Consider the following 22,238-nt stretch of genomic DNA (forward strand, 5'->3'; position numbering starts at 1 on the left):
CCGCGTCGAGGCGGGGTATGCCGTTCGGCTAGGCCTTCGCGGCCGTGGCCTTGGTGCCGGTGATCCGGTAGACGTCGAAGACGCCGTCGATCTTGCGGACCGCCTTCATGACGTGCTCGAGGTGGCTGGGGTCGCCCATCTCGAAGGTGAACTTGCTGATGGCGACGCGGTCGCGTGACGTCTGCACCGAGGCCGACAGGATGTTGACGTGCTGGTCGGACAGCACCCGAGTGACGTCCGAGAGCAGGCGGTTGCGGTCGAGCGCCTCGACCTGGAGCTGCACGAGGAAGACCGACGCCGATGACGGCGCCCACTCGACCTCGATCATCCGATCCGGTTGCGAGAGCAGCGACTCCGCGTTGGTGCAGTCGGTCCGGTGGACCGAGACGCCGTTGCCACGGGTGATGAAACCCATGATCGGGTCGCCGGGCACGGGCGTGCAGCAGCGCGCGAGCTTGACCCACACGTCAGCGGTGCCGACCACGACCACGCCCGGATCGCCCGAGCGACGGCGCATCGACCGGGTCGGGGTGGTCGCCTCGGCGAGGTCCTCGGACGCGCCCTCCTCGCCACCCAGGGAGGCCACGAGCCGGCCCACCACGTGCTGGGCGGACACGTGCCCCTCGCCCACCGCTGCATACAGGGCGTCGATGTCCTGGTAGCGCAGCTCGGAGGCGAGCCCGGTCAGGGTCTCGACGGTGAGCAGCCGCTGGAGCGGGAGGCCCTCCTTGCGCATGGCGCGGGCGATCGCGTCCTTGCCGGTCTCGATCGCCTCCTCGCGGCGCTCCTTGGAGAACCACTGCTTGATCTTGTTGCGGGCCCGCGGCGACTTGACGAAGGTGAGCCAGTCGCGGGACGGGCCGGCGCCGTCGGCCTTGGAGGTGAGGACCTCGACGACGTCGCCGTTCTCGAGGGTGGACTCCAGCGGGACCAGGCGACCGTTGACGCGGCCCCCGATGCAGTGGTGCCCGACCTCGGTGTGCACGGCATAGGCGAAGTCGACGGGCGTCGCCCCGGCCGGCAGCGCCACGACCTCACCCTTGGGGGTGAAGACGTAGACCTCGCGGGCGTTGATCTCGAACCGCAGCGAGTCGAGGAACTCCCCCGGGTCGGCGGTCTCCTTCTGCCAGTCGAGCAGCTGGCGCAGCCACGCCATGTCGTTGATCGGGCCGGTCTCGCCTTCCTTGGTGCCGGCGCTCGGCGCGGTGCCGTCCTCCTTGTACTTCCAGTGCGCGGCGACGCCGTACTCCGCCCTGCGGTGCATCGTGTGAGTGCGGATCTGGATCTCGACGGCCTTGCCCTCGGGCCCGATGACCGTCGTGTGCAACGACTGGTACATGTTGAACTTCGGCATAGCGATGTAGTCCTTGAACCGCCCGGGCAGGGGGTTCCACCGCGCGTGCAGGGCACCGAGCGCGGCGTAGCAGTCGCGCACCGAGTCGACCAGCACGCGGACCGCGACGAGGTCGTAGATGTCCTCGAAGTCGCGGCCGCGCACGATCATCTTCTGGTAGACCGAGTAGTAGTGCTTGGGGCGGCCGGTGACCGTCGCCTTGATCTTGGCGCCCTTGAGGTCCTCGCTGACCTGCTCGCGCACCCCCGACAGGAACTCCTCACGGGCCGGCGCGCGCTCGGCCACGAGGCGGACGATCTCGTCGTAGACCTTCGGGTAGAGCGTCGCGAACGACAGGTCCTCGAGCTCCCACTTGATGGTGTTCATGCCGAGCCGGTGGGCCAGGGGCGCGTAGATCTCGAGGGTCTCGCGCGCCTTGCGCTGGGCGGACTCGACCGAGACGTAGCGCCAGGTGCGGGCGTTGTGGAGGCGGTCGGCGAGCTTGATGACGAGGACGCGGATGTCGCGCGCCATGGCGACGACCATCTTGCGGACCGTCTCGGCCTGCGCCGCGTCGCCGTAGGTCACCTTGTCGAGCTTGGTGACGCCGTCGACCAGCATCGCGACCTCGCGCCCGAAGTCCTTCTCGAGCTGCGTGAGGCTGTATGCCGTGTCCTCCACCGTGTCGTGCAGCAGCGCCGCTGCCAGCGTGGCCGGCGTCATGCCCAGCTCGGCGAGGATCGTCGTGACCGCCAGCGGGTGGGTGATGTAGGCGTCGCCGGACTTGCGCTTCTGGCCGCGGTGGGCCTCCTCGGCGACGACGTAAGCCCGCTCGATGACGGTCAGGTCGGCCTTGGGGTGGGTGGCCCGCACGGTCTGGAGCAACGGCTCGAGGACCGGGTTGGTCGGGCCCCCGCGACTGCCGAACCTGGCCAGTCGGGCGCGGACGCGGTTCGCCGAGGACGCGCCGGTGGGCACCGGCCCGGTGACGACGTCCTCAGTCATGTCGGAAGCCTACGTGACCACCACGGTCGAGTGGATCTCGCGTCCGGACAACCGCTCGCGCCCGGGCAGGAAGGCCAGCTCGACGAGCGTCTCGAACGCCACCACCTCGGCCCCGGCCTGGTCGAGCAGCTCGCACGCGGCTGCTGCGGTGCCGCCCGTGGCCAGGACGTCGTCCACGACCAGCACCCGCTCGCCACCGACGAAGGAGTCCTGGTTGATCTCGATGGTGGCCGAGCCGTACTCGAGGTCGTAGGTCAGGCCGTGCACGGCTCCGGGCAGCTTGCCCGCCTTGCGGACCGGCACGAAGCCGATGCCGAGCTCGTGCGCCAGGGCTGCCCCGAAGATGAAGCCGCGGGCCTCGATGCCGACGACGACGTCGATGCTGCCGCGGCGCCGGTCGGCCATGTCGCGGATGATGTCGCCGAAGACCTCGCCGTCGGCGAGCACCGGCGTGACGTCCTTGAACAGGATCCCGGGCGTCGGGAAGTCCGGGATGTCACGCAGCCGCGCGGTGACCCGGGCGGCGAGCGACTCGCTCACCGACGTGCCGCTGTTCACCGACGAGACTTCGGGGGGCGCTTGGGCTGGTTGCGGGGACCGCTGGTCGCGTACTTGTGCGTCTCGCGGACGGCACCGGTGCGCGCCGCCGACGGGACCGGCTCCCGGCCCTCGGCGAGCTCCTCGGCATCCGGCTCGTGCTCCACCGGTGCGGCGTCCGAGGACGAGACCACACCACCGTGGCGGGCCTGGTAGCGCGTCGCCTTCTTGTCGAGGTCGATGATCGCCGGCTCCTTCAGGCGCAGGTGCACCAGGAGCGGGGTGGCGATGAAGATCGACGAGTAGGCGCCCACCGCGATACCGACGAAGAGCGCCAGCGCGAGGTCGAGCAGGGTGCCCGGACCGAGGAAGACGAAGCCGATCACCAGGATCGACGCGATCGGCAGCAGGGCCACGATGGTGGTGTTGATCGAGCGAACCAGCGTCTGGTTGACCGCGAGGTTCGCCGCCTGCTGGTAGGTCATCCGACCGTTGCCGAGCGCTTCGGTGGTGTTCTCCCGGACCTTGTCGAACACCACGACCGTGTCGTAGAGCGAGTAGCCGAGGATCGTCAGGAAGCCGATCATCGTCGCCGGCGAGACCTCGAACCCGGCCAGCGCGTAGATCCCCACGGTGATGAACAGGTCGTGGAGCAGGGCGACCAGCCCGGCGACGGCCATCTTCCAGGTGCGGAAGTAGACCGCCATGACGAGGGAGACGAGCCCGAGGAAGACCAGCAGGGCCTTCAGCGCCTTCTGGCTGACCGAGGCGCCCCACGAAGGTCCGACGAAGGAGGCCGAGACGTTGCCCGGGTCGGTCTTGAACTCGCTGGCCAGCGCCGACTGCACCGAGCGGATGTCGTTCTCGCCCAGCTTCTCGGTCTGCACGCGGACGGTGCCGGTGCCGACCTTGGTCACCTCGGCGGCACCCGCGTTCGGCACCGTGCCCACGGCATCCTTCGCCCTGGCCTCGTAGTCCTGGCCCGAGGCCACCTTGGAGACCCGGAACTCCGAGCCGCCGCGGAACTCGAGGCTCAGGTTGAGCCCGTGCCAGACGAGGCCGAGGGCGGCGATCAGCACGAACACGCCGGAGAGCGCGTACCAGCGCTTGTAACGACCGACGAAGTCGACCGACCGCTTCCCGGTGTAGAGGTCGTTGCCCAGTACGGCGAAGTTGATCACAGCGCGCTCCCGTCGCTCGCGGTCCGTGCGTTGGTGGGCATCGCGACCCGTCCGCGCCCGGCATACCGGGGCTTCTGGGCCTTGGCGCCGAGGCGCTCGGGGTCGAGACCCGACCACCGGTGTCCGCCACCGAAGAACTTCGTGCCCGCCAGCAGTGCGACGAGCGGGTGGGTGAAGAGCACCACGATGAGCAGGTCGATGAGCGTGGTGAGGCCGAGCGTGAACGCGAACCCGCGCACGTTCGACGACGCCAGCAGGTAGAGCACGAAGGCGGCCAGGAAGTTCACCCCGTCAGCGGCCAGGATGGTGCGCCGGGCCCGGCGCCAACCGGTGTCGACGGCTGCCCGCAGTGGCCGTCCTTCGCGGACTTCGTCACGGATGCGTTCGAAGTAGACGATGAACGAGTCGGCGGTCACACCGATGGCCACGATCAGGCCGGTCACCCCCGCCATGTCGAGGCGGAAGTTGTGCGACCACCCCAGGATGGCGATCGCGACATAGGTCAGCAACGCCGCGATGATGATCGACGCGACGGTGACCAGGCCCAGGGCGCGGTACTGCGCGAGCGAGTAGAGGAACACCAGCGCGAAGCCGATGATGCCCGCGATGAGGCCCATCCGGAGCTGCTCGCTGCCGAGCGTGGGGCTGATCTGGTCGCGGGTCTGCAGCGTGAAGGACAGTGGGAGCGCGCCGAACTTCAGCTGGCTGGCGAGGTCGCGGGCCGACTCGATCGTGAACGAGCCGGAGATGCTGGCCCGTCCGTCGAGGATGGCCGCCTCGAAGTACGGCGCGACGATGACGCGCGAGTCGAGGGTGGCGGCCATCTGGTTGCGCGGCGACTCGAGCGAGACCATCCGCTTGCTGGCCTCGCCGTAGGCCTTGGTGCCGGACGACTTGAAGGTCAGGCTGATCTCGACGGTGCTGGACGGCTGCCCGTTGGACAGCGGTCGGTAACCGGCGGCGGCGTCGGCGATCTGGTCGCCGTTGACGACCACCGGGCCGAGCACGTACTTCTCGGCCCCGTCGTCGCTGCAGGTCACGAGGGGCTTCGCGGGGTCATCGACGATCTTGTCGGTCACACCGGGGACCGAGCAGTCGAGCGCCTGGTAGGCCTTGGAGATGTCGTCGGTGATCCAGGCGAGGTCACTGGAGTTGGCCGGCTTGGCCGTCGAGCCGGTCGGTGCCGTCGTGCTGCTAGCGGTGGCGGACCCCGTCGGCTCGGTGGTGCTCTTGACGAATGCACCGGGCACCCCGGAGCCGGCCGTGGTGGCCGTGCCGGTCGCCTTGGGCACCGTGCCGGTCGCCGTCCCGGTCGCGGTGCCGGTGGCCGTCCCGGTCGCGGTGCCGGTCGAGGTCCCGGTGGGCACCGGCTGGTTGGTGCCCGGGGCGGTGGCCAGCACCGGGCGGAACCGCATCTGCGAGGACTTGCGGATCGCGTCCTCGGTGGTCTTGTCGAGGCTCTTGCCCGGCACGCTGACCACGATGTCCTCGCTGTTGCGCGTGGTCACCTCGGCGCCGGCGACACCGTTGGCGTCGACCCGCTGCACGATGATGTCGCGGGCCTGGCTCAGCTGCTCGTTGGTGACCTTGTTCGCCCCGACGAGCACCGGCTTGAGCACCAGCTGCGTGCCGCCGTCGAGGTCGAGCCCCAGCTTGGGTGCCCATTGCGCGTCACCCCAGGTGGTCGCGGCGAAGAGGAGGCCGTAGAGGCCGAGGGTGACGGCCGCCAGCGCTGACAGGATCTTCAGCGGCTTGCGGTTGTACGGGTTGATTGCCACGTGCAGGGACCTCTACTCGGTGGTGCCGGGTGTGCCCGGGTCAGCTGGGCCGGTCGGCACAGTCTTGGTGCCGATGGCTCGCCGGTCGAAGCGGACGGTGACCCCGGGGCTGATCTCCAGGGTGGCGGTCTTGTCGTCGAGGGACTTGATGGTGCCGAACAGCCCGGACGTCGTGCAGACCTCGTCACCGACGACCAGCGCCGCCTGGAGCGACTGGACCTCGCGCTGACGACGCCGCTGGCTGAACACCATGAAGACGATCAGCAGGACGGGCAGCGCGAAGATCAGCAGGCTGGCGACGGGCGAGCCCCCGCCGGAAGCCGTGACCGCCGTCAGCGTGGCCGGCATGCCTAACGTCATGGAGCAGTCCCTTCGAGTTGGGGCAGTCGGTGTGCGGCGCCACGCAGTCGGGCACACGCAGGTCCCCGACTCCAGCCGGGGGACCGCCCGAGTGTAGGTGACGCACGGCATACCGACCAACGTGCCCCACCGTGGCCGCGTTCCAATTGTGACCTTTGGCGAAGCTGAAGGGTGTTGCTGCGGCGGAGCTCAGCTCCCGAAGCGGCCCTCGCCGGTGTCGAGCGGGAGGCTCGGCTGGGCGACCTGCCCGGCCGGCGGGGTGAGCCCGAGGTGCTCCCAGGCCAGGGCCGTGGCGGCCCGTCCGCGTGGGGTGCGGGTGATGAAGCCCTCGCGCACGAGGAACGGCTCGGCGACCGTCTCGACCGTGTCGGCCTCCTCCCCCACGCCCACGGCCAGGGTCGACAGCCCCACCGGACCACCGCCGAACCGGCGGCACAGGGAGTCGAGCACGGCGCGGTCGAGCCGGTCCAGGCCACGGTCGTCCACGTCGAAGAGGGCGAGGGCCGCGTGGGCCGCCTCCTCGTCGACGACCTGCCGCCCGTGCACCTGCGCCCAGTCCCGCACCCGGCGGAGCAGGCGGTTGGCGATCCGCGGGGTGCCCCGGGAGCGGCGGGCGATCTCGGTGATGCCGTCGGTGTCGGCCGACACCTCGAGCAACCGGGCCGACCGCTCGAGGATCGTCACGAGGTCCTCGGCGGCGTAGAAGTCGAGGTGGCCGGTGAACCCGAACCGGTCGCGCAGCGGGGCGGGGAGCAGGCCGGCCCGCGTCGTGGCCCCCACGACGGTGAAGGCCGGGAGCTCGAGCGGGATCGCGGTCGCGCCGGGACCCTTGCCGACGATCACGTCGACCCGGAAGTCCTCCATCGCGAGGTAGAGCATCTCCTCGGCGGACCGGGACATCCGGTGGATCTCGTCGAGGAAGAGCACCTCGCCCTCCATCAGCGACGAGAGCACCGCGGCCAGGTCGCCGGCGTGCTGGATCGCCGGGCCGCTCGTGATGCGGATGGGGCGCTCCAGCTCGGTGCCGATCAGCATCGCCAAGGTGGTCTTGCCCAGCCCCGGCGGTCCGGAGAGCAGCACGTGGTCGGGTGGGGTCCCGCGCCGACGGGCCGCCTCGAGCACCAGGGAGAGCTGGTCGCGCACCCGCGTCTGTCCGGTGAACTCGCTCAGGCGCCGAGGTCGCAGGGCTGCCTCGACAGTGCGCTCGTCGGCCTCGCTGTCGGCGTCGACCACGCGCGACGTGGCGTCGATCGAGGAGTCCTCGAACATCTCGGAGGAGAAGCCGTCAGCCATGGCCTAGCGCCCAAGCTCGCGGAGGGCGGCGCGGAGCATCGCCGAGACGTCGGCCCCCGCGGGCGCCGCCTCGGCGGCACGGGACACCGCGTCCTCGGCCTGCTTGGCGGAGTAGCCGAGCCCGACGAGGGCCTCGGCCACCTGGTCGCGCCAGGCGTCGGTGGGGCTTGCCGGGGCCGCGGTCGCGCCGGCGGCCGCGCCGGACGGCATCCCGAGCTTGTCACGCAACTCGAGCACGATGCGCTCGGCGCCCTTCTTGCCGATGCCCGGCACCTTGGTGAGCGTCGCGAGGTCGGAGCTGGTCACGGCGGCGCGCAGCCGGTCGGGCGCGAGCACGGACAGCATGGCGAGGGCGATCCGGGGCCCGACCCCCGACACGGTCTGCACCTGCTCGAAGATGTCGCGCTCGTCGTCGGAGCCGAAGGCGTAGAGGGTCAGCGAGTCCTCGCGCACGACCAGCGTCGTGGCGAGCAGCGCCTCCTGACCGAGGTGCAGGGCCGACGCGGTCGCCGGGGTGGTGTGCAGCAGCATGCCGACTCCCCCGACCTCGACGACGACGCGGTCGAGGCCGACGTGGCGCACCGCGCCACGGACGCTGGCGATCACCGGGCCACCGCGGCTCGGCCCACCGACCGCAGCCGGGCCTGCTCCGCGCGGGCCGCGTCCTGCAGGCGGCTGGACGCGGCTCCCTGCCACAGGTGGCAGATCGCGATCGCGAGGGCGTCGGCGGCGTCGGCCGGCTTGGGGGCGGACTCCATCCGCAGGATGCGGGTGACCATCGCGGTGACCTGCGCCTTGTCGGCGCGGCCGGAGCCGGTCACCGCGGCCTTCACCGACGTGGGCGTGTGGAGCTCGACCGGCAGCCCGCGCCGGGCGGCGGCGAGCAGCGGGATGGCCGAGGCCTGCATGGTGTGCATGACGCTGGCGACGTTGACGTCGGCGAAGACCTGCTCGACGGCGATCGCGTCGGGCTGGAACCGGTCGAGCCAGGTGTCGAGCTCGGTCTGGAGGTAGAGCAGCCGCTCGGCGGTGGGCTCGGTCGCCGGCGAGCGCACGACCCCGACGGCCACCAGCCGGACCTGCCGGCCACGACCTCCCTCGACCACCCCGATGCCACACCGGGTCAGGCCGGGGTCGACCCCGAGTACGCGCACGACTGCAGCTCCCTCATGTCCGAACAGGTGTTCGGTCAAACGCTACACACCGGCCCGCACCTGCGAGCGCAGCAACACGCCTCTACTCCTCGTCGTCCTCGATCTCGGCGAGCACGTCGTCGCTGATGTCGCCGTTGGCGAAGACGTCCTGCACGTCGTCGGAGTCCTCGAGGGCCTCGATCACGCGGATCATCTTTCGCGCGCCGTCGGCGTCGAGCGGCACCTTGAGGTTGGGGACCCACGACGCCTCGGCGGAGTCGTAGTCGATGCCGGCGTCCTGGACCGCCTTGCGGACGGCCACGAAGTCGGTGGCCTCGGAGATGATCTCGTAGGAGTCGCCGAGGTCGTTGACCTCGTCGGCGCCGGCCTCCAGCACCACCTCGAGGATGTCGTCCTCGGTCTTGTCGCCCTTGGGGACGATGACGACGCCCTTGCGGTCGAAGACGTAGGACACCGAGCCGGGGTCGGCCAGCTGGCCACCGTTGCGGGTCAGCGCAGTGCGCACCTCGGCCGCCGCGCGGTTGCGGTTGTCGGTCAGGCACTCGATGAGCACGGCGACGCCGCCGGGCGCGTAGCCCTCGTAGGTGATCGTCTCCCAGTCGGAGCCGCCAGCCGTCGCACCGGACCCGCGCTTGACCGCGTTGTCGATGTTGGTGTTGGGGACCGAGGTCTTCTTGGCCTTCTGGATCGCGTCGTAGAGCGTCGGGTTGCCGGTCGGGTCACCGCCGCCCGTGCGGGCCGCGACCTCGATGTTCTTGATGAGCTTGGCGAAGAGCTTGCCCCGCTTCGCGTCGATGGCAGCCTTCTTGTGCTTCGTGGTTGCCCATTTGCTGTGGCCGCTCATGCCTTGCCTCTCACGATCTCGACGAACAACTGGTGGAACCGGTGGTCACCGGTCACTTCCGGGTGGAAGGAGGTGGCCATCAGCGACCCCTGACGAACGGCGACGATCCTACCTGCGGCGGGTCCGTCCTCGACGCGGGCCAACACGTCGACGCCCTCCCCCACCTCCTCGACCCACGGCGCGCGGATGAACACGGCACGCATGGGAGCGCCGCCGATGGCGCGGATGTGCAGGTCCTCCTCGAAGGAGTCGACCTGCCGCCCGAACGCGTTGCGCCGCACCGTGATGTCCAGCCCCCCGAGGGTCTGCTGGTCGGGACGCGCGTCGGCGATCCGGTCGGCGAGCATGATCATGCCCGCGCAGGAGCCGTAGGCCGGCATGCCCGCTCCCAGCCGCTCACGCAGCGGGTCGCGCAGCTCGAAGGCCCGGACCAGCTTGTCCATGGTGGTCGACTCGCCCCCCGGGATGATGAGGGCGTCGACCCCGTCGAGCTCGGTCGTGCGACGCACGGTGGTGGCGCGCGCGCCCGCCTGCTCCACGGCATACAGGTGCTCTCGCACGTCACCCTGGACGGCGAGCACTCCGATGGTGGGCTGGTCGGTCACGCCCGGAATGCTACGGCCGCGGGGGTAGCGGCCACGCCCCGGCCTGTCACTGCGCAGGACTGGCCCCCCTACAGTGACGCCATGAGCGAGGTGGTGGTGCGCGAGCGCACTGCGGATGACATCCCGGCCCTGGCCGACGTGCTGGCCGCCCAGCAGCCGCACTCCGGGTACCCCCAGAACTGGCCGCTGCCGTTCCCGGTCGAGTCGTTCATCGCCCGCGCCGACGAGGACGCTGCGTGGGTCGCCGAGCTCGGTGACCGGGTGGTCGGCCACGTGGCCGTGTCGCGGGTCGAGCCCGGGCTCGAGGCCGACCTGTGGACTGCCGGTGCCGGCCGTCCGCGCGAGGAGCTCGCCGCGGTCGCGGTGCTGTTCGTCGACCACACGGTGGTCGGCCGGGGCATCGGCACCGCGCTGCTCGCGACGGCGGTCGACGCGATCCGCGGGTCGGGGCGGACCCCGGTGCTCGACGTCGTGCAGGAGACCGCCTCCGCCGTCGAGCTCTACCGGCGCACCGGCTGGCAGGTGGTCGGCGAGGGGCGTCCCTGGTGGCTCCCCGACGACCACCTCCCGGTGCTGTTCATGGTGCTGCCGGACTGACCTCAGTGGACGCCCGACCCCTACCGCCGAGAAACGAAGTAGGCGTTGAACGGGTCCTGCTCGAGCTCGTACTGGTGCACCTCGGCGAACCCGGCCTCGCGCAGCATCTGGGTCGCGAGCTCGGTCCCCCAGACCGTCCCCAGCCCGTCGCCGTCCTGACCGAGTGACACCGACATGCAGTGCACGGTGGAGATCGCGTAGAGGAAGCTGGCCCACGGCAGCTCCAGGTTGTTCTCCAGGTGGCTGGAGGCCTTGATGTCGACCATCAGGAACGTCCCACCCGGACGTAGCGAGCGCTGGATGTTGGACAGCACCGTCGCCGGGTGCGCCTGGTCGTGGATCGCGTCGAAGGCCGTCACCAGGTCGTAGGCCTCCTCCTCGGCCTCGTTGGCGACGTCGCACTCGACGAACGTCGCGTTGGTCAGGCCCCAGGCCGCGGCCTCGGCGCGGGCCGGGACCAGTGCCTCGGGGCTGAAGTCGAAGCCCCAGAACCGGCTGTTCGGGAACTCGCGCGCCAGCAGGTTCACCGCGTGTCCCTCGCCGCAGCCGATGTCCGCGACGTCGATGCCGGCCCGCAACCGGTCCACGACGCCGGTGAGCGGCACGATGGCGTCGATGAGGGAGGCGTCGTTGACGGCGGCGCTGTCGGCGGCCTGGCCGTCGTGGAAGCCCGGGTAGTCGGCGTAGGCGAGCCCGCCGCCGGTGCGGAAGGTCTCGAGGACCTTCGGCGTGACCTCTCCCATGAGGGTGACCAGGCTCATCGTGCGGGCGATGTTGTCGACGCCCGTCCCGGAGAGGAACGGCGCGTGGTCGGGGCGGATCCGGTAGAGCCGCCCGTCCGGTTCGTACTCCACCCAGCCGGCGGTGACGACGCCGCCGAGCCACTCGCGGACGTACCGCTCGGTCAGGCCGGCCGCATCGGCCACCTGCTCGCTGGTCGCCCACGGGAGCGTGGTGAGGACGTCGAAGAGACCGAGCTGGTGCCCGATGCTCCCGAGGACGGTGATCGCGCCGTCGTTGAGGACCTGGACCATCCGCTCGGCCACGGCCTGCGGGTCCTGGGTGTCCTGCTCCTCGGTCGTCGTGACGGCCGGCTGCTCGAGTGTGGTCATGGTGTGCTCCCTCCGGGTCCGGGTCGACCTCCAGCGGGTGCGACCTCGTGCCGTCGACGCTAGGAGCCGCGGCACTGGCGTCGCGTCGGGCGGATCGTGCAGGTCGCTGCGCCACCAGTGGTGCAGATGGTGCAGACCCAGCGTTCGTCCAGGGTCAGACCGGCTCGCGGGTGGCGATGCCGTGGGTCCGAGCCCACGCGGCGGCGGCGGTGCGGGAGCTCACCCCGGCCTTGAGGTAGATGTTCGCCAGGTGCCGACCGACCGTCTTGTCGCTGATGAACAGCGCCCTGGCCACCTCGCGGTTGCTCGCCCCGGAGGCGACGCAGGCCAGCACCTCGGCCTCGCGCGGCGTGAGCCCGGCGGGCAGCGTCGGCGGCGACAACCGCGCGAGGTCGGTCACCGCGCCCAGCTGGCGGTAGATCTCGTGGGCGCAGGCGAGCTCGGCGCGGGCCGCGGTGTCACGGCCGAGCAGCCGGTGTGCTTCCGCGAGCCCTTCGTGGACCTGGGCGCTCGCGTAGCGGTAGCGCTGGTCGCGGTAGACCTGGGCCGCGAGCTCGAGGTGCGGGACCGCCTCCTCCGGACGCGACTCGGCCAGGAGCACCGAGGCCCGCGCGCGGGCCGCCCCGGCCAGCATGCCAGGGGTGCCGTAGCGCTCGGCCGTGGCCTCGGCCTCCTCGGCGAGCGAGTGGGCGTATGCCGCGTCGCCGGCCTCCAGGGCCAGCCCCACCGCCGCGGGGAGCAGGCGGGCGCGCTCGAGTCGGCCGCGCTGACCGAGGCTGGCCCGGAGGGAGGCCAGTCCCGCCGACGGACCGGAGGCAGCGCGGGCCAGGAGCGCCAGGCCCGGCTGGGGGTCGACCCCCAGCGCGAGTGCCGCGTCGAAGGCCTCCCTCGCCGGGCCGACCTGGCCACGCAGCCGTCGCACCTCACCGAGCTCGTGGTACCCGGCACCGGCGAGCCAGCCGTGCGACCCGATCAGTCCCTCGCTGCGCTGCCCCAGCTCGCTCTCCACGACGTCCCAGCCGCCCTCCGCGGCGATCAGCTGGAGCTGGTGGATCCTGGTCACCCCTGCATACATGAAGGTCTGGGACTGGGGGATCGCCCAGCGTTCCAGCGCATCGGTCCAGGCTCGCACCCGGGCCAGGTCACCGAGGCCCTCGCAGAGGTGGATCACCGAGCAGTAGATGTCCCCGGACCAGAGCGCGGGCACCTGGCCGGCCAGCACCGGGAGCATCGCCTCGTCGAGGTCGCCGAAGCCCTCCCTCGGGTGCCCGTCCCGCACCGCCGCGACCCCGGACAGCACGAGGGCGAAGCAGGCCAGCGCTGGGTCGTCGAACGCCGCGGCCATGCTGGACAGCATGGCGGCGGCCTCGTGGGCCGGCCCGGAGTCACCCTCGGCGTCCATCGCGATGGTCGCCTCGAGATAGGCGAGGTAGCCGTGGTCGGCGGACGGGGCCAGGCCGGCGAGCAGCTTGCGGGCCCGGTTGAGCCAGCCGGAGGCGACCTCGATGTCTCCGCGGGTCACCCACTCGAGAGTGAGCGTGAGCGCCTGGTGGGCGGCACCCGCCGGGTCACCGGCATCCACCCGTCGTCGGTAGACCTCCTCAGACGCGGCCATCGACGCGGCGCCGTCGCCGCGCCACCAGGCCTGGTCGGCCTCGCGCTCCAGCTCCTCGATGGTGAGTGCGCCCGCCATGTCCACCTCCCAGCGTCAGGGTACGCCGGACCCCCCCCTCGAAACCGGGGTCCTCGGGGCCCTGACATCGCCGGCCACCGCCCCGATAGGTTGCGGACATGACCGACCTCGCCGCCCGCGCTCGCGACCTCGACGCGCAGCACTCAGCCACTGACCGACGCAGCGCCTTCCGCATCCCCGAGGGCGTGATCTACCTCGACGGCAACTCGCTGGGGGCACTGTCGGTCGAGGCCGAGCGGACGGCCGCCGACGTGGTGGCGCGGCAGTGGGGCGAGCAGCTCATCCGGGCCTGGAACGAGTCCGACTGGTGGGGTGCGCCCGAGCGCGTGGGTGACCGCATCGGCTCGCTCGTGGGCGCCGCTCCCGGCCAGGTCGTCGTGACCGACTCGACCTCGGTCAACCTCTTCAAGACCATCGTCGCCGCGTCCCGGATGCGGCCGGGACGCAGCACGGTGCTGACCGACCCGGACTCGTTCCCGACCGACGTCTACATCGCCCGCTCGGCCTGCGACCTGCTCGGCCTGACCCTCGAGCTCGTGCCGACCCCGGAGGCGCCGGCCCGGATCGCCGAGCTGGGCGAGTCGCTGGCCCTGGCCGCCTACTCGCAGGTCGACTACCGCACCGGCGAGCAGTGGGACCTGCCCGCCCTGACCCGCGCCGCCCACGCCGTCGGCGCCCTGGTCTGCTGGGACCTGTGCCACTCCGCGGGCGCCATGCCGGTGGGGCTGGACGAGGGCGGCGCCGACCTGGCGGTGGGCTGCGGCTACAAGTACCTCAGCGGTGGCCCGGGCGCGCCGGCGTTCATCTACGTCCGGCGCGAGCACCTGGCCGCGTTCGACAACCCGCTGTCGGGGTGGCAGGGCCACGCCAACCCGTTCGGGATGTCCACCGACTACGCCCCCGCGGCCAGCATCACCCGCGCCAGGGTCGGCACCGCTCCCCTGCTCAGCCTGCTCACGCTGGAAGGTGCGCTCACGGCATACGACGGGCTCTCGATCGAGGACGTGCGGGCCCGGTCGCTCTCGCTGACGGGGCTGTTCATCGAGGCGCTCGACGCCCTGGGCGTCGAGCTCCCCCTCGCGACGCCCCGCGACGGGGCGCGACGCGGCTCGCAGGTGAGCCTGCGACACCCGGAGGCGTATGCCGTGGTGCAGGCGCTCATCGCGCGCGGCGTCATCGGCGACTTCCGGGAGGTCGACATCGTGCGGCTGGGCTTCAGCCCGCTCTACCTCTCGCACGCCGACGTGGTCGCGGCCGCCGAGCACGTCGCGGCGGTGCTGGACGGTCGCGAGTACGAGCGCGACGAGTTCCGCGCCCGCAGCACCGTCACCTGACCCCACCCGGCCCAGCTTTATCGGGTCAAGGGACAAGGTTGACCCTCACTCGACTTCGGAAGCCGAGTGAGGGTCAAGGTTCTTGCCAGACCCGATAAAGCTGCGGGTCGGGGGTGGGCTACCAGCCGCGCTCGGCGAGGCGGTGCGGCTCGGGGATCTCGTCGACGTTGATGCCGACCATCGCCTCGCCGAGACCGCGCGAGACCTTGGCGATCACGTCGGGGTCGTCGAAGAAGGTGGTCGCCTTGACGATCGCCTCGGCGCGCTGGGCCGGGTTGCCGGACTTGAAGATGCCGGAACCGACGAAGACACCCTCGGCGCCGAGCTGCATCATCATCGCCGCGTCGGCCGGGGTCGCGATGCCACCGGCGGTGAACAGCACGACGGGGAGCTTGCCGAGCTCGGCGACCTCCTTGACCAGGTCATAGGGCGCCTGGAGCTCCTTGGCCGCGACGAACAGCTCGTCCTCGGGCAGATTCTGGAGCTTGCGGATCTGCTGGCGGATCTGGCGCATGTGCGTGGTGGCGTTGGAGACGTCGCCGGTGCCGGCCTCACCCTTGGAGCGGATCATCGCCGCGCCCTCGGTGATCCGGCGCAGGGCCTCACCCAGGTTGGTCGCACCACAGACGAAGGGCACCGTGAAGTTCCACTTGTCGATGTGGTTGGCGTAGTCGGCCGGGGTCAGCACCTCGGACTCGTCGATGTAGTCGACCCCGAGGGACTGCAGGACCTGGGCCTCGACGAAGTGGCCGATGCGGGCCTTGGCCATGACCGGGATCGAGACGGCCTCGATGATGCCGTCGATCATGTCGGGGTCGGACATCCGCGAGACGCCACCCTGGGCGCGGATGTCGGCCGGGACGCGCTCGAGCGCCATCACGGCGACGGCTCCGGCGTCCTCGGCGATCTTGGCCTGCTCGACGTTGACGACGTCCATGATGACGCCGCCCTTGAGCATCTCGGCCATGCCGCGCTTGACGCGCGACGTGCCGGTGGTGGGCTGGCTGGGGCTGCTGGTGTCCGCGGACATGGGGTCACTCCAAGAATGTGCAGGGCGCAGCGCGGGGAACGCGCTTCACACCCGAGTTTAGTGGGTCCCGACGGCACCCCCGACCCCGGCTCGGTCTCGCACTTCGGGCCACCCATGCCGCACCGGAGCCCCGGAATGCAGCCGCGGAGCAGCACCAGTGGCCAGAAGTGGCGGGACAACAGGCGGGTATGCCGCGCGGCCGGGAACGCGGGTGCGCTCAGTCGCGGACGGCGGGGGGCAGCTCGTCGTCGAACTCGACGGTGCGCGGCAGGTCGGCGTGCCCGGCCAGCCGGAACAGCCGCACCACGGGCTTGCGGCGGACCCGACGCACGTCGGTCACCGCGTCGTTGAGGAACCGCCGGGCCAGCTGGACGCGCACCCCGGCCGCCTCGACCCGCTGGAGCGCGCTGGCCCCGAGGGCGTCGGTGCCCTCCGCCCGCAGGTCGGCCACGACCTCCGCGGTCAGGGCTGCCTGGAGCGCCTCGGTGAGGTCGCTCTCGAGGACCTCGCGCGCGCCGAAGCTCTGGCCGTCGAGCAGGTCGTCCTCGAGCGCCCGCTCGTTGTGCGCCTCCAAGGACTCCGAGGCCGCCCCCGCCAGCATCAGGGCGCTGGCCGGGTCGACGGCTCCCGAGTTGGCCAGCTCGAGGGTGGCCTCGGCCCGACGCACCAGCTGGGCGTCCAGCGCCGACAGCGCACCCTCGGCCCGGGTGTGGAGACGGTCCAGGCGTGCTGCGCTGTAGGAGAGGTACCAGGCGACGCCGAGCAGCACCGCCACCACGACGACACCCCAGGTGAGTGAGTCCATCAGTCCTCGCCTCCTCGACGGCCGCGCAGCAGCCGGGTCCATCGGGTGTCGACGGAGGCCTCGGCCCGCAGCTCGTCGGTCCCGTGGGTGACGGTGTCGTAGACCGCCATGACGTCCTCGGCCACGACCGACCAGTCGAAGACCCAGGCCCGCCGGTGCCCGGTCTCCCCCAGGCGTTCGCGTTCGGTGCGGTCACCGAGGAGCCGCACCAGGTGGCGGGCGAGGTCGGCGCTGTCCTCGTTGGCGAACGTGCAGCCGGCCTGCCCACCGTCCAGGACGCGGACGAAGGCCGGCAGGTTGCTCGCCACGACGGGGGCCCCGGCGCTCATCGCCTCGACCAGCACGATGCCGAAGCTCTCGCCGCCGGTGTGGGGCGCCACGTAGAGGTCGACGGACGAGAGCAGCGCCGCCTTGTCCTCGTCACTGACCATGCCCAGGAACTCGGTGGCCGCCGCGACCGCCGGGTCGAGGCGTTCGCGGGCGGCCTCGACGTCACCCGGCCCGGCGACCAGGACGCGGGCGCCGGGGTGCTTCGCCAGCACCGCGGGCATGGCGGCAGCCAGCACCGGGAGTCCCTTGCGGGGCTCGTCGATCCGGCCGAGGAAAGCGATGGTCGGGGCGGTGTCGGTGCCGGTCCAGCGTTCGGCCGGCACGGCGTCGGCGAAGCGAGCGACGTTGACCCCGTTGGGGATCACGACGGCGTCGCCCCCCAGGTGCGTGGTGACGGTGCGCCGAGCGTCCTCGGACACGGCGATCCGCCCGTTGATCTTCTCCAGGCTGGGGCGCAGCAACGGGTAGGCCGCCTGCATCGCCCTGGACCGCAGGTTCGAGGTGTGGAAGGTCGCCACGACCGGGCCCTCGGCGGACCAGAGCGCCAACAGGGAGATGCTGGGTGTGACCGGCTCGTGGATGTGGAGGACGTCGAAGTCGCCTGCCTCCAGCCAGCGACCGACCCTGGCGGCAGTCAGCGGCCCGAAGTTCAGCCTGGCGACGGAGCCGTTGTAGCGCACCGGGACCGCCCGCCCGACGGACTCGACGTAGCCGGGCAGTGGGGTGTCCTCGTCGGCGGGGGCGAGCACCGAGGCGTGGTGCCCCTGGCCGAGGAAGTGCTCCGCGAGGTCGCGGACGTGGAACTGCACCCCACCCGGCACGTCGAACGAGTAGGGGCAGACGATGCCGATCCTCATGGCCACGTCCCGGTCACGCGATCCGCCCGCGGGGACTCGTCGACGCTCGGCGTGAGGTCGTCGAGGAACACGCGCTGCAGCATGTGCCAGTCGGCCGTGTGCTCGACGATGGCGGCGCCGAGCGCGTCCGCGCACTGCTGCGTCATGGCCACCGCCTTCGCGCGGGTCGCCCCCGTGGTCGGCACCTCGACCCGGTCGTGGAACGTGATGACGGTGCGGTGCTTCCAGCTCGGCCGGTCGAGGCGCTCGTAGTGGATCGACACGGGGTGCAGGGCCGCACCCGTCGCCAGGGCCAGGGCGGCCGGGCCCGCGGCCATCTTCGAGCGGTGACCGCACAGGTCCACCTCGACACCGCGGTCGGTGAGGTCGCGGTCGGCCAGCAGGGGCATCAGCACCGGCTTGGTCAGGTGACCCCGGAGCTGGGCGAAGACGTCACCACCGCCGGTCAGCGGCAGGATCGTCATGCCGAGCGACTCCCGGAAGGCGAGGAACTCGGCATACACCTCCTCGGGCTCGAGGCGCTCGGCGACGGTCACGACCGGCGCGAGGTCGGTCGTGCCCCAGGCGCCGGCGAGGTCCCAGTTGCCGAGGTGACCGAGGAAGCACACGACGGGGCGCCCAGCGGCGAGCTCGGCTCGCACCGGCCCGTCGCCCTCGACCCGCACCGACGCGGCCACGTCGTCCGCACTGCGGTCGGGCAGTCGGAACGCCTCGCAGTAGTAGCGCAGGTAGGACCGCATGCCCTCGCGCACCAGGCTGTCGAGCGCGGACTCGTCGAGGTCGGGGCGCACTCTCGCGTAGTTGCTCCGTAGCCGTTGCACGCCCTTGCCGCCACGGGCGGTGGTGAGGTCGGCGAGCTGCTCGAAGACCGTGTATGCCGTGCGCTCGGGGAGCCGTCGGACGGCGCCCCACCCGAGGCGGTACCCGCTGACGGCGAGGAGGTCGCCCAGCCCGGTCATGACACCAGCCCGGTCAGGAGGTCTGGCCGAGCGCCTGCTGGCGCACGAGCAGCATCCGCTGGAAGACGGTGACGAGGCTGGCGACCGCGAGCAGGGCGAGCACGATGGTGAGGACGACCTCGGGCAGCCCCAGTCCCACGAGCCCGGTGATCACGAGGACCGCCACGAGGCGGTCAGCGCGCTCGGCGATCCCGACGTTGGCGGTGAAGCCGAGCCCCTCGGCCCGGGCCTTCGCGTAGGAGACGACGCTGCCGAGGATGAGGCAGGCCAGCGCCAGACCGGCCATCAGGAAGTCGTCGCCCTTCCCGGCATACCAGAGCACGAGCCCGCCGAAGATGGCCGAGTCGCCCACGCGGTCGAGGGTCGAGTCGAGGTAGGCGCCCCACTTGCCGGACCGGCCGGACATCCGCGCCATGACGCCGTCGACGGTGTCGGAGAAGACGAACAGCGTGATGACGACGGTGCCCCAGAAGAACTCGTGGCGCGGGTAGAACGCCAGCGCGCCGGCACACACGCCGAGCGTGCCGACGACGGTCACCACGTCAGGGCTGATGCCCAGCTTGAGGAGCAGCCGGGCGACCGGGGTGAAGATCTTCGTGAAGAGGGCGCGTGCGTACTTGTTGAGCATGGTGGGGTCAGCCTACTGAGGCTGAGCCCGACTTCCCGGCCACCGTGCCGTCCGACAGGTGTGCCGGTGCGCACGCGGGCGTCCCGCCCGGAAGGGCATAGCGGTGGTCGGCGACCCACGTGTAGACGCGGCCGGCCAGCCAGCGCACCCCCGGCAGCGTGACCAGGTGGCCGAGCGGCCGCCACGGCGGGGCGCCGTGCTTGAGCCCTTCGGCGATGGCGAGGTGGGCCGCCGCGACGGTGCCGTCGGGGCGCACGAACTGGGCGGCCTCGATGCAGTCGGCCTCGGTCAGGCCGAAGCGGGCGAGGTCGACCTGCTGCCAGGGCTTGATGTCGTAGCGGTCGCGACGGTCGACCCACAGGGTCGCGAACCGCGCACTGGTCGTGCAGAACCCGCAGTCCCCGTCGAAGATGAGCAGTCCCCGCTCCATGTCCATGGTTCCAGTCTGTCACCCGCGTGGGAGCATGACCGCGTGAGGGGGACGTCCAGGCCGTTGGGTCCGTATGCCGTGTTGTGGCGGCTCGCCGTGACCGCGGCGGTGGTGACGACCGTCTGCCTCGGCACGTGGGTGGGCGACGACGACTGGTGGCCGTTCGCCCCGATGTCGCAGTACGCCTTCTCGGTGCGCAACGACGGGGTCATCAACTCCCTGACGATGGACGCCCTGACCGTGGACGGCGAGGTCGTGCGGGTGCCGCTGTCCAAGGAGATGATCGGCATCGAGCGGGCCGAGATCGAGGGCCAGGCTCCGCGGATCATCGCCCACCCCGAGCTGCTGCAGGACATCGCCGTGCTGCACGCGCGCCGCCTCCCCCACCAGCCCGCGTACGTCGTGATCTACCTGCGCAACACGTCCACGCAGATCGGCACCGGCGCGACCACCATCTACACGCTCGCGACGTGGCAGGTCCGTGCCCCGTTGCAGCCCAAGCCCTCTGGCCTGCCAGGGGGTGCGCAGTGAACCGCGTCGAGAGGTTCTTCGCCCCGGAGCTCCCGCTCGCGCGGGTGGCCTGGCTGCGGGTCTTCGTCTACGCCTTCGTGTGGCTCGACGTGCTGTGGATCGTCACCGACCCGATCCCGCACGGCGACGTGCCCCCGAGCCTCTACCGCGGGCTGGAGGTGCGCACGCTGCTTCACCTGCCGGCCCCCTCCCACGACTACGTCCGAGTGCTGCTGGCCGTGGTGCTGGTCAGCTCTGCGATCGCGGTCACCGGCCGCCTGCCACGACTCGCGGGGTGGGTGTGTGCCGTCGGCATGCTCGACTGGGTGAGCAACGCGTTCGCCTACTCCAAGGTCGACCACGACCACTTCGCCCTCGTGGTGGCGTTGTTCGTCCTGCCGACCGTCGGCCGAGCCCGTCTCTCCGATGTCGACGTGCAGTCGCAGGCCGCCGGCTGGGCGATCCGCATGGTGCAGATCGGCGCGGTCTCGATCTACTTCCTGTCGGCCAGCGCCAAGATGCGCTTCGGTGGCTGGGGCTGGGCCAACGGCGCGACGCTCATCTGGGCGCTCACCCGTCGTCCCAACGGCATCGGGCCCTGGGTCGGGTCACACCCGGCGCTCACCCATGCGTTGCAGTGGGTCGTCCTGGTGGCCGAGTTCACCTCGCCGGTCCTGTTGTGGCTCAAGGGAAGAGCGCTGTGTGCCGCGTTGCTCTTCTGGGCGGGTTTCCACCTCAGCACCTACGTGATGCTGAAGATCCACTTCCTGCCGCTGGTGGTCTGCCTGCTCAGCTTCCTGCCGCTGGAGCGGCTGCCCCACCCGGCCACGCTGCGACGAGCCGTGACCGCACGTCCTCGAGGAGCATCGGCAGCGCCTTCGTCTGTCCGATGACCGGCAGGAAGTTCGAGTCACCACCCCAGCGCGGGACGATGTGCTGGTGCAGGTGGGCCTGCACCCCCGCGCCGGCGACGGCTCCCTGGTTCATGCCGATGTTGTAACCGTGCGGCCCGGACGCGGCGTCGATCGCGGCGATGGCCTCCTTGGTCAGCCGGGTGAACTCGCTGGTCTCCTCGTCGGTCAGCTCGACGTAGAGCGAGACGTGGCGGTAGGGGCAGACCAGGACGTGGCCGGGGTTGTAGGGGAACAGGTTCATCACGACGTAGCAGGTGCTGCCGCGGTGCACGATGAGGCCGGTCTGGTCGTCCTTGTCCGGCGCTGCGCAGAACGGGCAGCCGTCACCGGCGTCCTCGCTGGGGCGCTCCCCCGTGACGTAGGCCATCCGGTGCGGGGTCCAGAGGCGCTCGAAGCCGTCCTTGGCACCGGCGAACTCCGTGTCGGGCTGCATCGCGTCCGTCATGTCGTGATCCTATGAGGCGTGCCCGAGACCGCCTCCGAGCCCACCATCCGTCGCGCCGTACCCGACGACGCCGTCGAGCTGGCCGAGCTGTTCTGGCGGGTGCGGGAGCAGTCGGTGCCGGCGATCCCCATGATCGCCCACCCCCGCGAGACCGTGCTGCCGTTCGTGCGCGAGGTCCTGCTGCCCGACTTCGAGGTCCACGTCGCCGTCCTCGACGGACGGATGATCGGCTTCCTCGCCCTCATGGCGCCCGACCAGCTCGGCCACCTCTACCTCGACCACTCGCACACCGGGCAGGGGCTGGGCAGCCGTCTCGTCGACCTCGCCAAGGAGCGCTTCCCGGGCGGGCTGCGGCTGTGGGCCTTCCAGGACAACCACGATGCGCTGCGCTTCTACCGCCGCCACGGGTTCGTCGCGGTCGAGTGGACCGACGGTGACAACGAGGAGCACGCCCCGGACGTGCTCATGACGTGGTCTCCCACAGCACCCGACGGCACCTGACGG

The 22,238-nt window shown here is 71.3% G+C and carries 24 protein-coding genes; 5 read left to right on the plus strand and 19 right to left on the minus strand.

Going from position 1 to position 22,238, the window contains the following annotated elements:
* Positions 1–28: 28 nt before the first annotated feature.
* From ASG95_RS11420 to pdxT, 10 genes are all read right to left on the minus strand, one after another.
* The gene (locus ASG95_RS11420) at positions 29–2,338 is read right to left on the minus strand and encodes a bifunctional (p)ppGpp synthetase/guanosine-3',5'-bis(diphosphate) 3'-pyrophosphohydrolase (protein WP_057377535.1); all 2,310 of its coding nucleotides are present in this window, start codon (positions 2,336–2,338) and stop codon (positions 29–31) included.
* 9 nt (positions 2,339–2,347) lie between these two features.
* Complete coding sequence (locus ASG95_RS21325) at positions 2,348–2,878, minus strand: adenine phosphoribosyltransferase (RefSeq protein WP_057378867.1); 531 nt, start codon at positions 2,876–2,878, stop codon at positions 2,348–2,350.
* A gap of 14 nt (positions 2,879–2,892) precedes the next feature.
* On the minus strand, positions 2,893–4,056 hold the full coding sequence (gene secF, locus ASG95_RS21330) for a protein translocase subunit SecF (protein WP_057377536.1): 1,164 nt from the start codon (positions 4,054–4,056) through the stop codon (positions 2,893–2,895).
* Positions 4,053–5,834, minus strand: coding sequence for a protein translocase subunit SecD (gene secD, locus ASG95_RS11435; RefSeq protein ID WP_057377537.1), 1,782 nt, complete (start codon positions 5,832–5,834; stop codon positions 4,053–4,055). The genes secF and secD overlap by 4 nt, the downstream gene beginning before the upstream one ends.
* 12 nt (positions 5,835–5,846) lie before the next feature.
* Entirely contained in the window at positions 5,847–6,194 is a 348-nt protein-coding gene (yajC, locus tag ASG95_RS11440; protein ID WP_235543775.1) for a preprotein translocase subunit YajC, read from the minus strand.
* Between the two features lie 189 nt (positions 6,195–6,383).
* Complete coding sequence (gene ruvB, locus ASG95_RS11445; protein ID WP_056920931.1) at positions 6,384–7,487, minus strand: Holliday junction branch migration DNA helicase RuvB; 1,104 nt, start codon at positions 7,485–7,487, stop codon at positions 6,384–6,386.
* Between the two features lie 3 nt (positions 7,488–7,490).
* On the minus strand, positions 7,491–8,093 hold the full coding sequence (gene ruvA / locus ASG95_RS11450) for a Holliday junction branch migration protein RuvA (protein ID WP_057377538.1): 603 nt from the start codon (positions 8,091–8,093) through the stop codon (positions 7,491–7,493).
* On the minus strand, positions 8,090–8,641 hold the full coding sequence (gene ruvC / locus ASG95_RS11455; RefSeq protein WP_057377539.1) for a crossover junction endodeoxyribonuclease RuvC: 552 nt from the start codon (positions 8,639–8,641) through the stop codon (positions 8,090–8,092). The genes ruvA and ruvC overlap by 4 nt, the downstream gene beginning before the upstream one ends.
* 82 nt (positions 8,642–8,723) lie before the next feature.
* On the minus strand, positions 8,724–9,485 hold the full coding sequence (locus ASG95_RS11460; RefSeq protein ID WP_056920928.1) for a YebC/PmpR family DNA-binding transcriptional regulator: 762 nt from the start codon (positions 9,483–9,485) through the stop codon (positions 8,724–8,726).
* Positions 9,482–10,090, minus strand: coding sequence for a pyridoxal 5'-phosphate synthase glutaminase subunit PdxT (pdxT, locus tag ASG95_RS11465; RefSeq protein WP_056920927.1), 609 nt, complete (start codon positions 10,088–10,090; stop codon positions 9,482–9,484). The genes ASG95_RS11460 and pdxT overlap by 4 nt, the downstream gene beginning before the upstream one ends.
* Before the next feature lie 81 nt (positions 10,091–10,171).
* Between pdxT and ASG95_RS11470 the strand changes: the two genes are divergently transcribed.
* Positions 10,172–10,687: a GNAT family N-acetyltransferase gene (locus ASG95_RS11470; protein WP_056920926.1), complete on the plus strand. Its 516-nt coding sequence runs from the start codon at positions 10,172–10,174 to the stop codon at positions 10,685–10,687.
* A gap of 20 nt (positions 10,688–10,707) precedes the next feature.
* Here ASG95_RS11470 and ASG95_RS11475 read toward each other — a convergent pair whose 3' ends face one another.
* Both ASG95_RS11475 and ASG95_RS11480 read right to left on the minus strand, forming a co-directional pair.
* Entirely contained in the window at positions 10,708–11,799 is a 1,092-nt protein-coding gene (locus tag ASG95_RS11475; RefSeq protein ID WP_056920925.1) for a class I SAM-dependent methyltransferase, read from the minus strand.
* Positions 11,800–11,953: 154 nt separating this feature from the next.
* Positions 11,954–13,492 (minus strand): helix-turn-helix transcriptional regulator, encoded by a 1,539-nt coding sequence (locus tag ASG95_RS11480; RefSeq protein WP_056920924.1) that lies wholly within the window; start codon positions 13,490–13,492, stop codon positions 11,954–11,956.
* Positions 13,493–13,590: 98 nt separating this feature from the next.
* Between ASG95_RS11480 and kynU the strand changes: the two genes are divergently transcribed.
* A complete protein-coding gene (gene kynU, locus ASG95_RS11485; protein WP_057377540.1) occupies positions 13,591–14,826 on the plus strand; it encodes a kynureninase in 1,236 nt (411 codons plus the stop codon).
* Between the two features lie 118 nt (positions 14,827–14,944).
* Here kynU and pdxS read toward each other — a convergent pair whose 3' ends face one another.
* From pdxS to ASG95_RS11515, 6 genes are all read right to left on the minus strand, one after another.
* Positions 14,945–15,856, minus strand: a complete 912-nt coding sequence (gene pdxS / locus ASG95_RS11490; protein ID WP_057377541.1) for a pyridoxal 5'-phosphate synthase lyase subunit PdxS — start codon at positions 15,854–15,856, stop codon at positions 14,945–14,947.
* A 217-nt stretch (positions 15,857–16,073) separates the two neighbouring features.
* Positions 16,074–16,661 (minus strand): hypothetical protein, encoded by a 588-nt coding sequence (locus ASG95_RS11495; RefSeq protein ID WP_056920921.1) that lies wholly within the window; start codon positions 16,659–16,661, stop codon positions 16,074–16,076.
* Positions 16,661–17,848, minus strand: a complete 1,188-nt coding sequence (locus ASG95_RS11500) for a glycosyltransferase family 4 protein (protein ID WP_057378868.1) — start codon at positions 17,846–17,848, stop codon at positions 16,661–16,663. The genes ASG95_RS11495 and ASG95_RS11500 overlap by 1 nt, the downstream gene beginning before the upstream one ends.
* Positions 17,845–18,807, minus strand: coding sequence for a phosphatidylinositol mannoside acyltransferase (locus ASG95_RS11505; protein WP_057377542.1), 963 nt, complete (start codon positions 18,805–18,807; stop codon positions 17,845–17,847). The genes ASG95_RS11500 and ASG95_RS11505 overlap by 4 nt, the downstream gene beginning before the upstream one ends.
* A 13-nt stretch (positions 18,808–18,820) precedes the next feature.
* On the minus strand, positions 18,821–19,435 hold the full coding sequence (gene pgsA / locus ASG95_RS11510; RefSeq protein ID WP_056920918.1) for a phosphatidylinositol phosphate synthase: 615 nt from the start codon (positions 19,433–19,435) through the stop codon (positions 18,821–18,823).
* A 7-nt stretch (positions 19,436–19,442) separates the two neighbouring features.
* Positions 19,443–19,871, minus strand: a complete 429-nt coding sequence (locus ASG95_RS11515; RefSeq protein ID WP_057377543.1) for a thiol-disulfide oxidoreductase DCC family protein — start codon at positions 19,869–19,871, stop codon at positions 19,443–19,445.
* Between the two features lie 36 nt (positions 19,872–19,907).
* Between ASG95_RS11515 and ASG95_RS11520 the strand changes: the two genes are divergently transcribed.
* Both ASG95_RS11520 and ASG95_RS11525 read left to right on the plus strand, forming a co-directional pair.
* On the plus strand, positions 19,908–20,396 hold the full coding sequence (locus ASG95_RS11520; protein ID WP_157581977.1) for a hypothetical protein: 489 nt from the start codon (positions 19,908–19,910) through the stop codon (positions 20,394–20,396).
* Positions 20,393–21,268, plus strand: coding sequence for a hypothetical protein (locus tag ASG95_RS11525; protein WP_200961904.1), 876 nt, complete (start codon positions 20,393–20,395; stop codon positions 21,266–21,268). The genes ASG95_RS11520 and ASG95_RS11525 overlap by 4 nt, the downstream gene beginning before the upstream one ends.
* Here the strand turns inward: ASG95_RS11525 and ASG95_RS11530 are convergent.
* Positions 21,165–21,734, minus strand: a complete 570-nt coding sequence (locus ASG95_RS11530) for an HIT domain-containing protein (protein ID WP_057377545.1) — start codon at positions 21,732–21,734, stop codon at positions 21,165–21,167. The two genes, ASG95_RS11525 and ASG95_RS11530, sit on opposite strands and share 104 nt — an antisense overlap.
* Positions 21,735–21,752: 18 nt before the next feature.
* Here ASG95_RS11530 and ASG95_RS11535 point away from each other — a divergent pair, with 18 nt between their 5' ends.
* Positions 21,753–22,235 carry a GNAT family N-acetyltransferase gene (locus ASG95_RS11535; protein WP_057377546.1) on the plus strand — a complete coding sequence of 161 codons (483 nt, stop codon included), beginning with the start codon at positions 21,753–21,755 and terminating at the stop codon, positions 22,233–22,235.
* The last annotated feature ends 3 nt before the right edge of the window (positions 22,236–22,238 follow it).

The sequence above is a fragment of the Phycicoccus sp. Soil803 genome (assembly GCF_001429685.1).
Classification (GTDB): Bacteria; Actinomycetota; Actinomycetes; order Actinomycetales; family Dermatophilaceae; genus Pedococcus.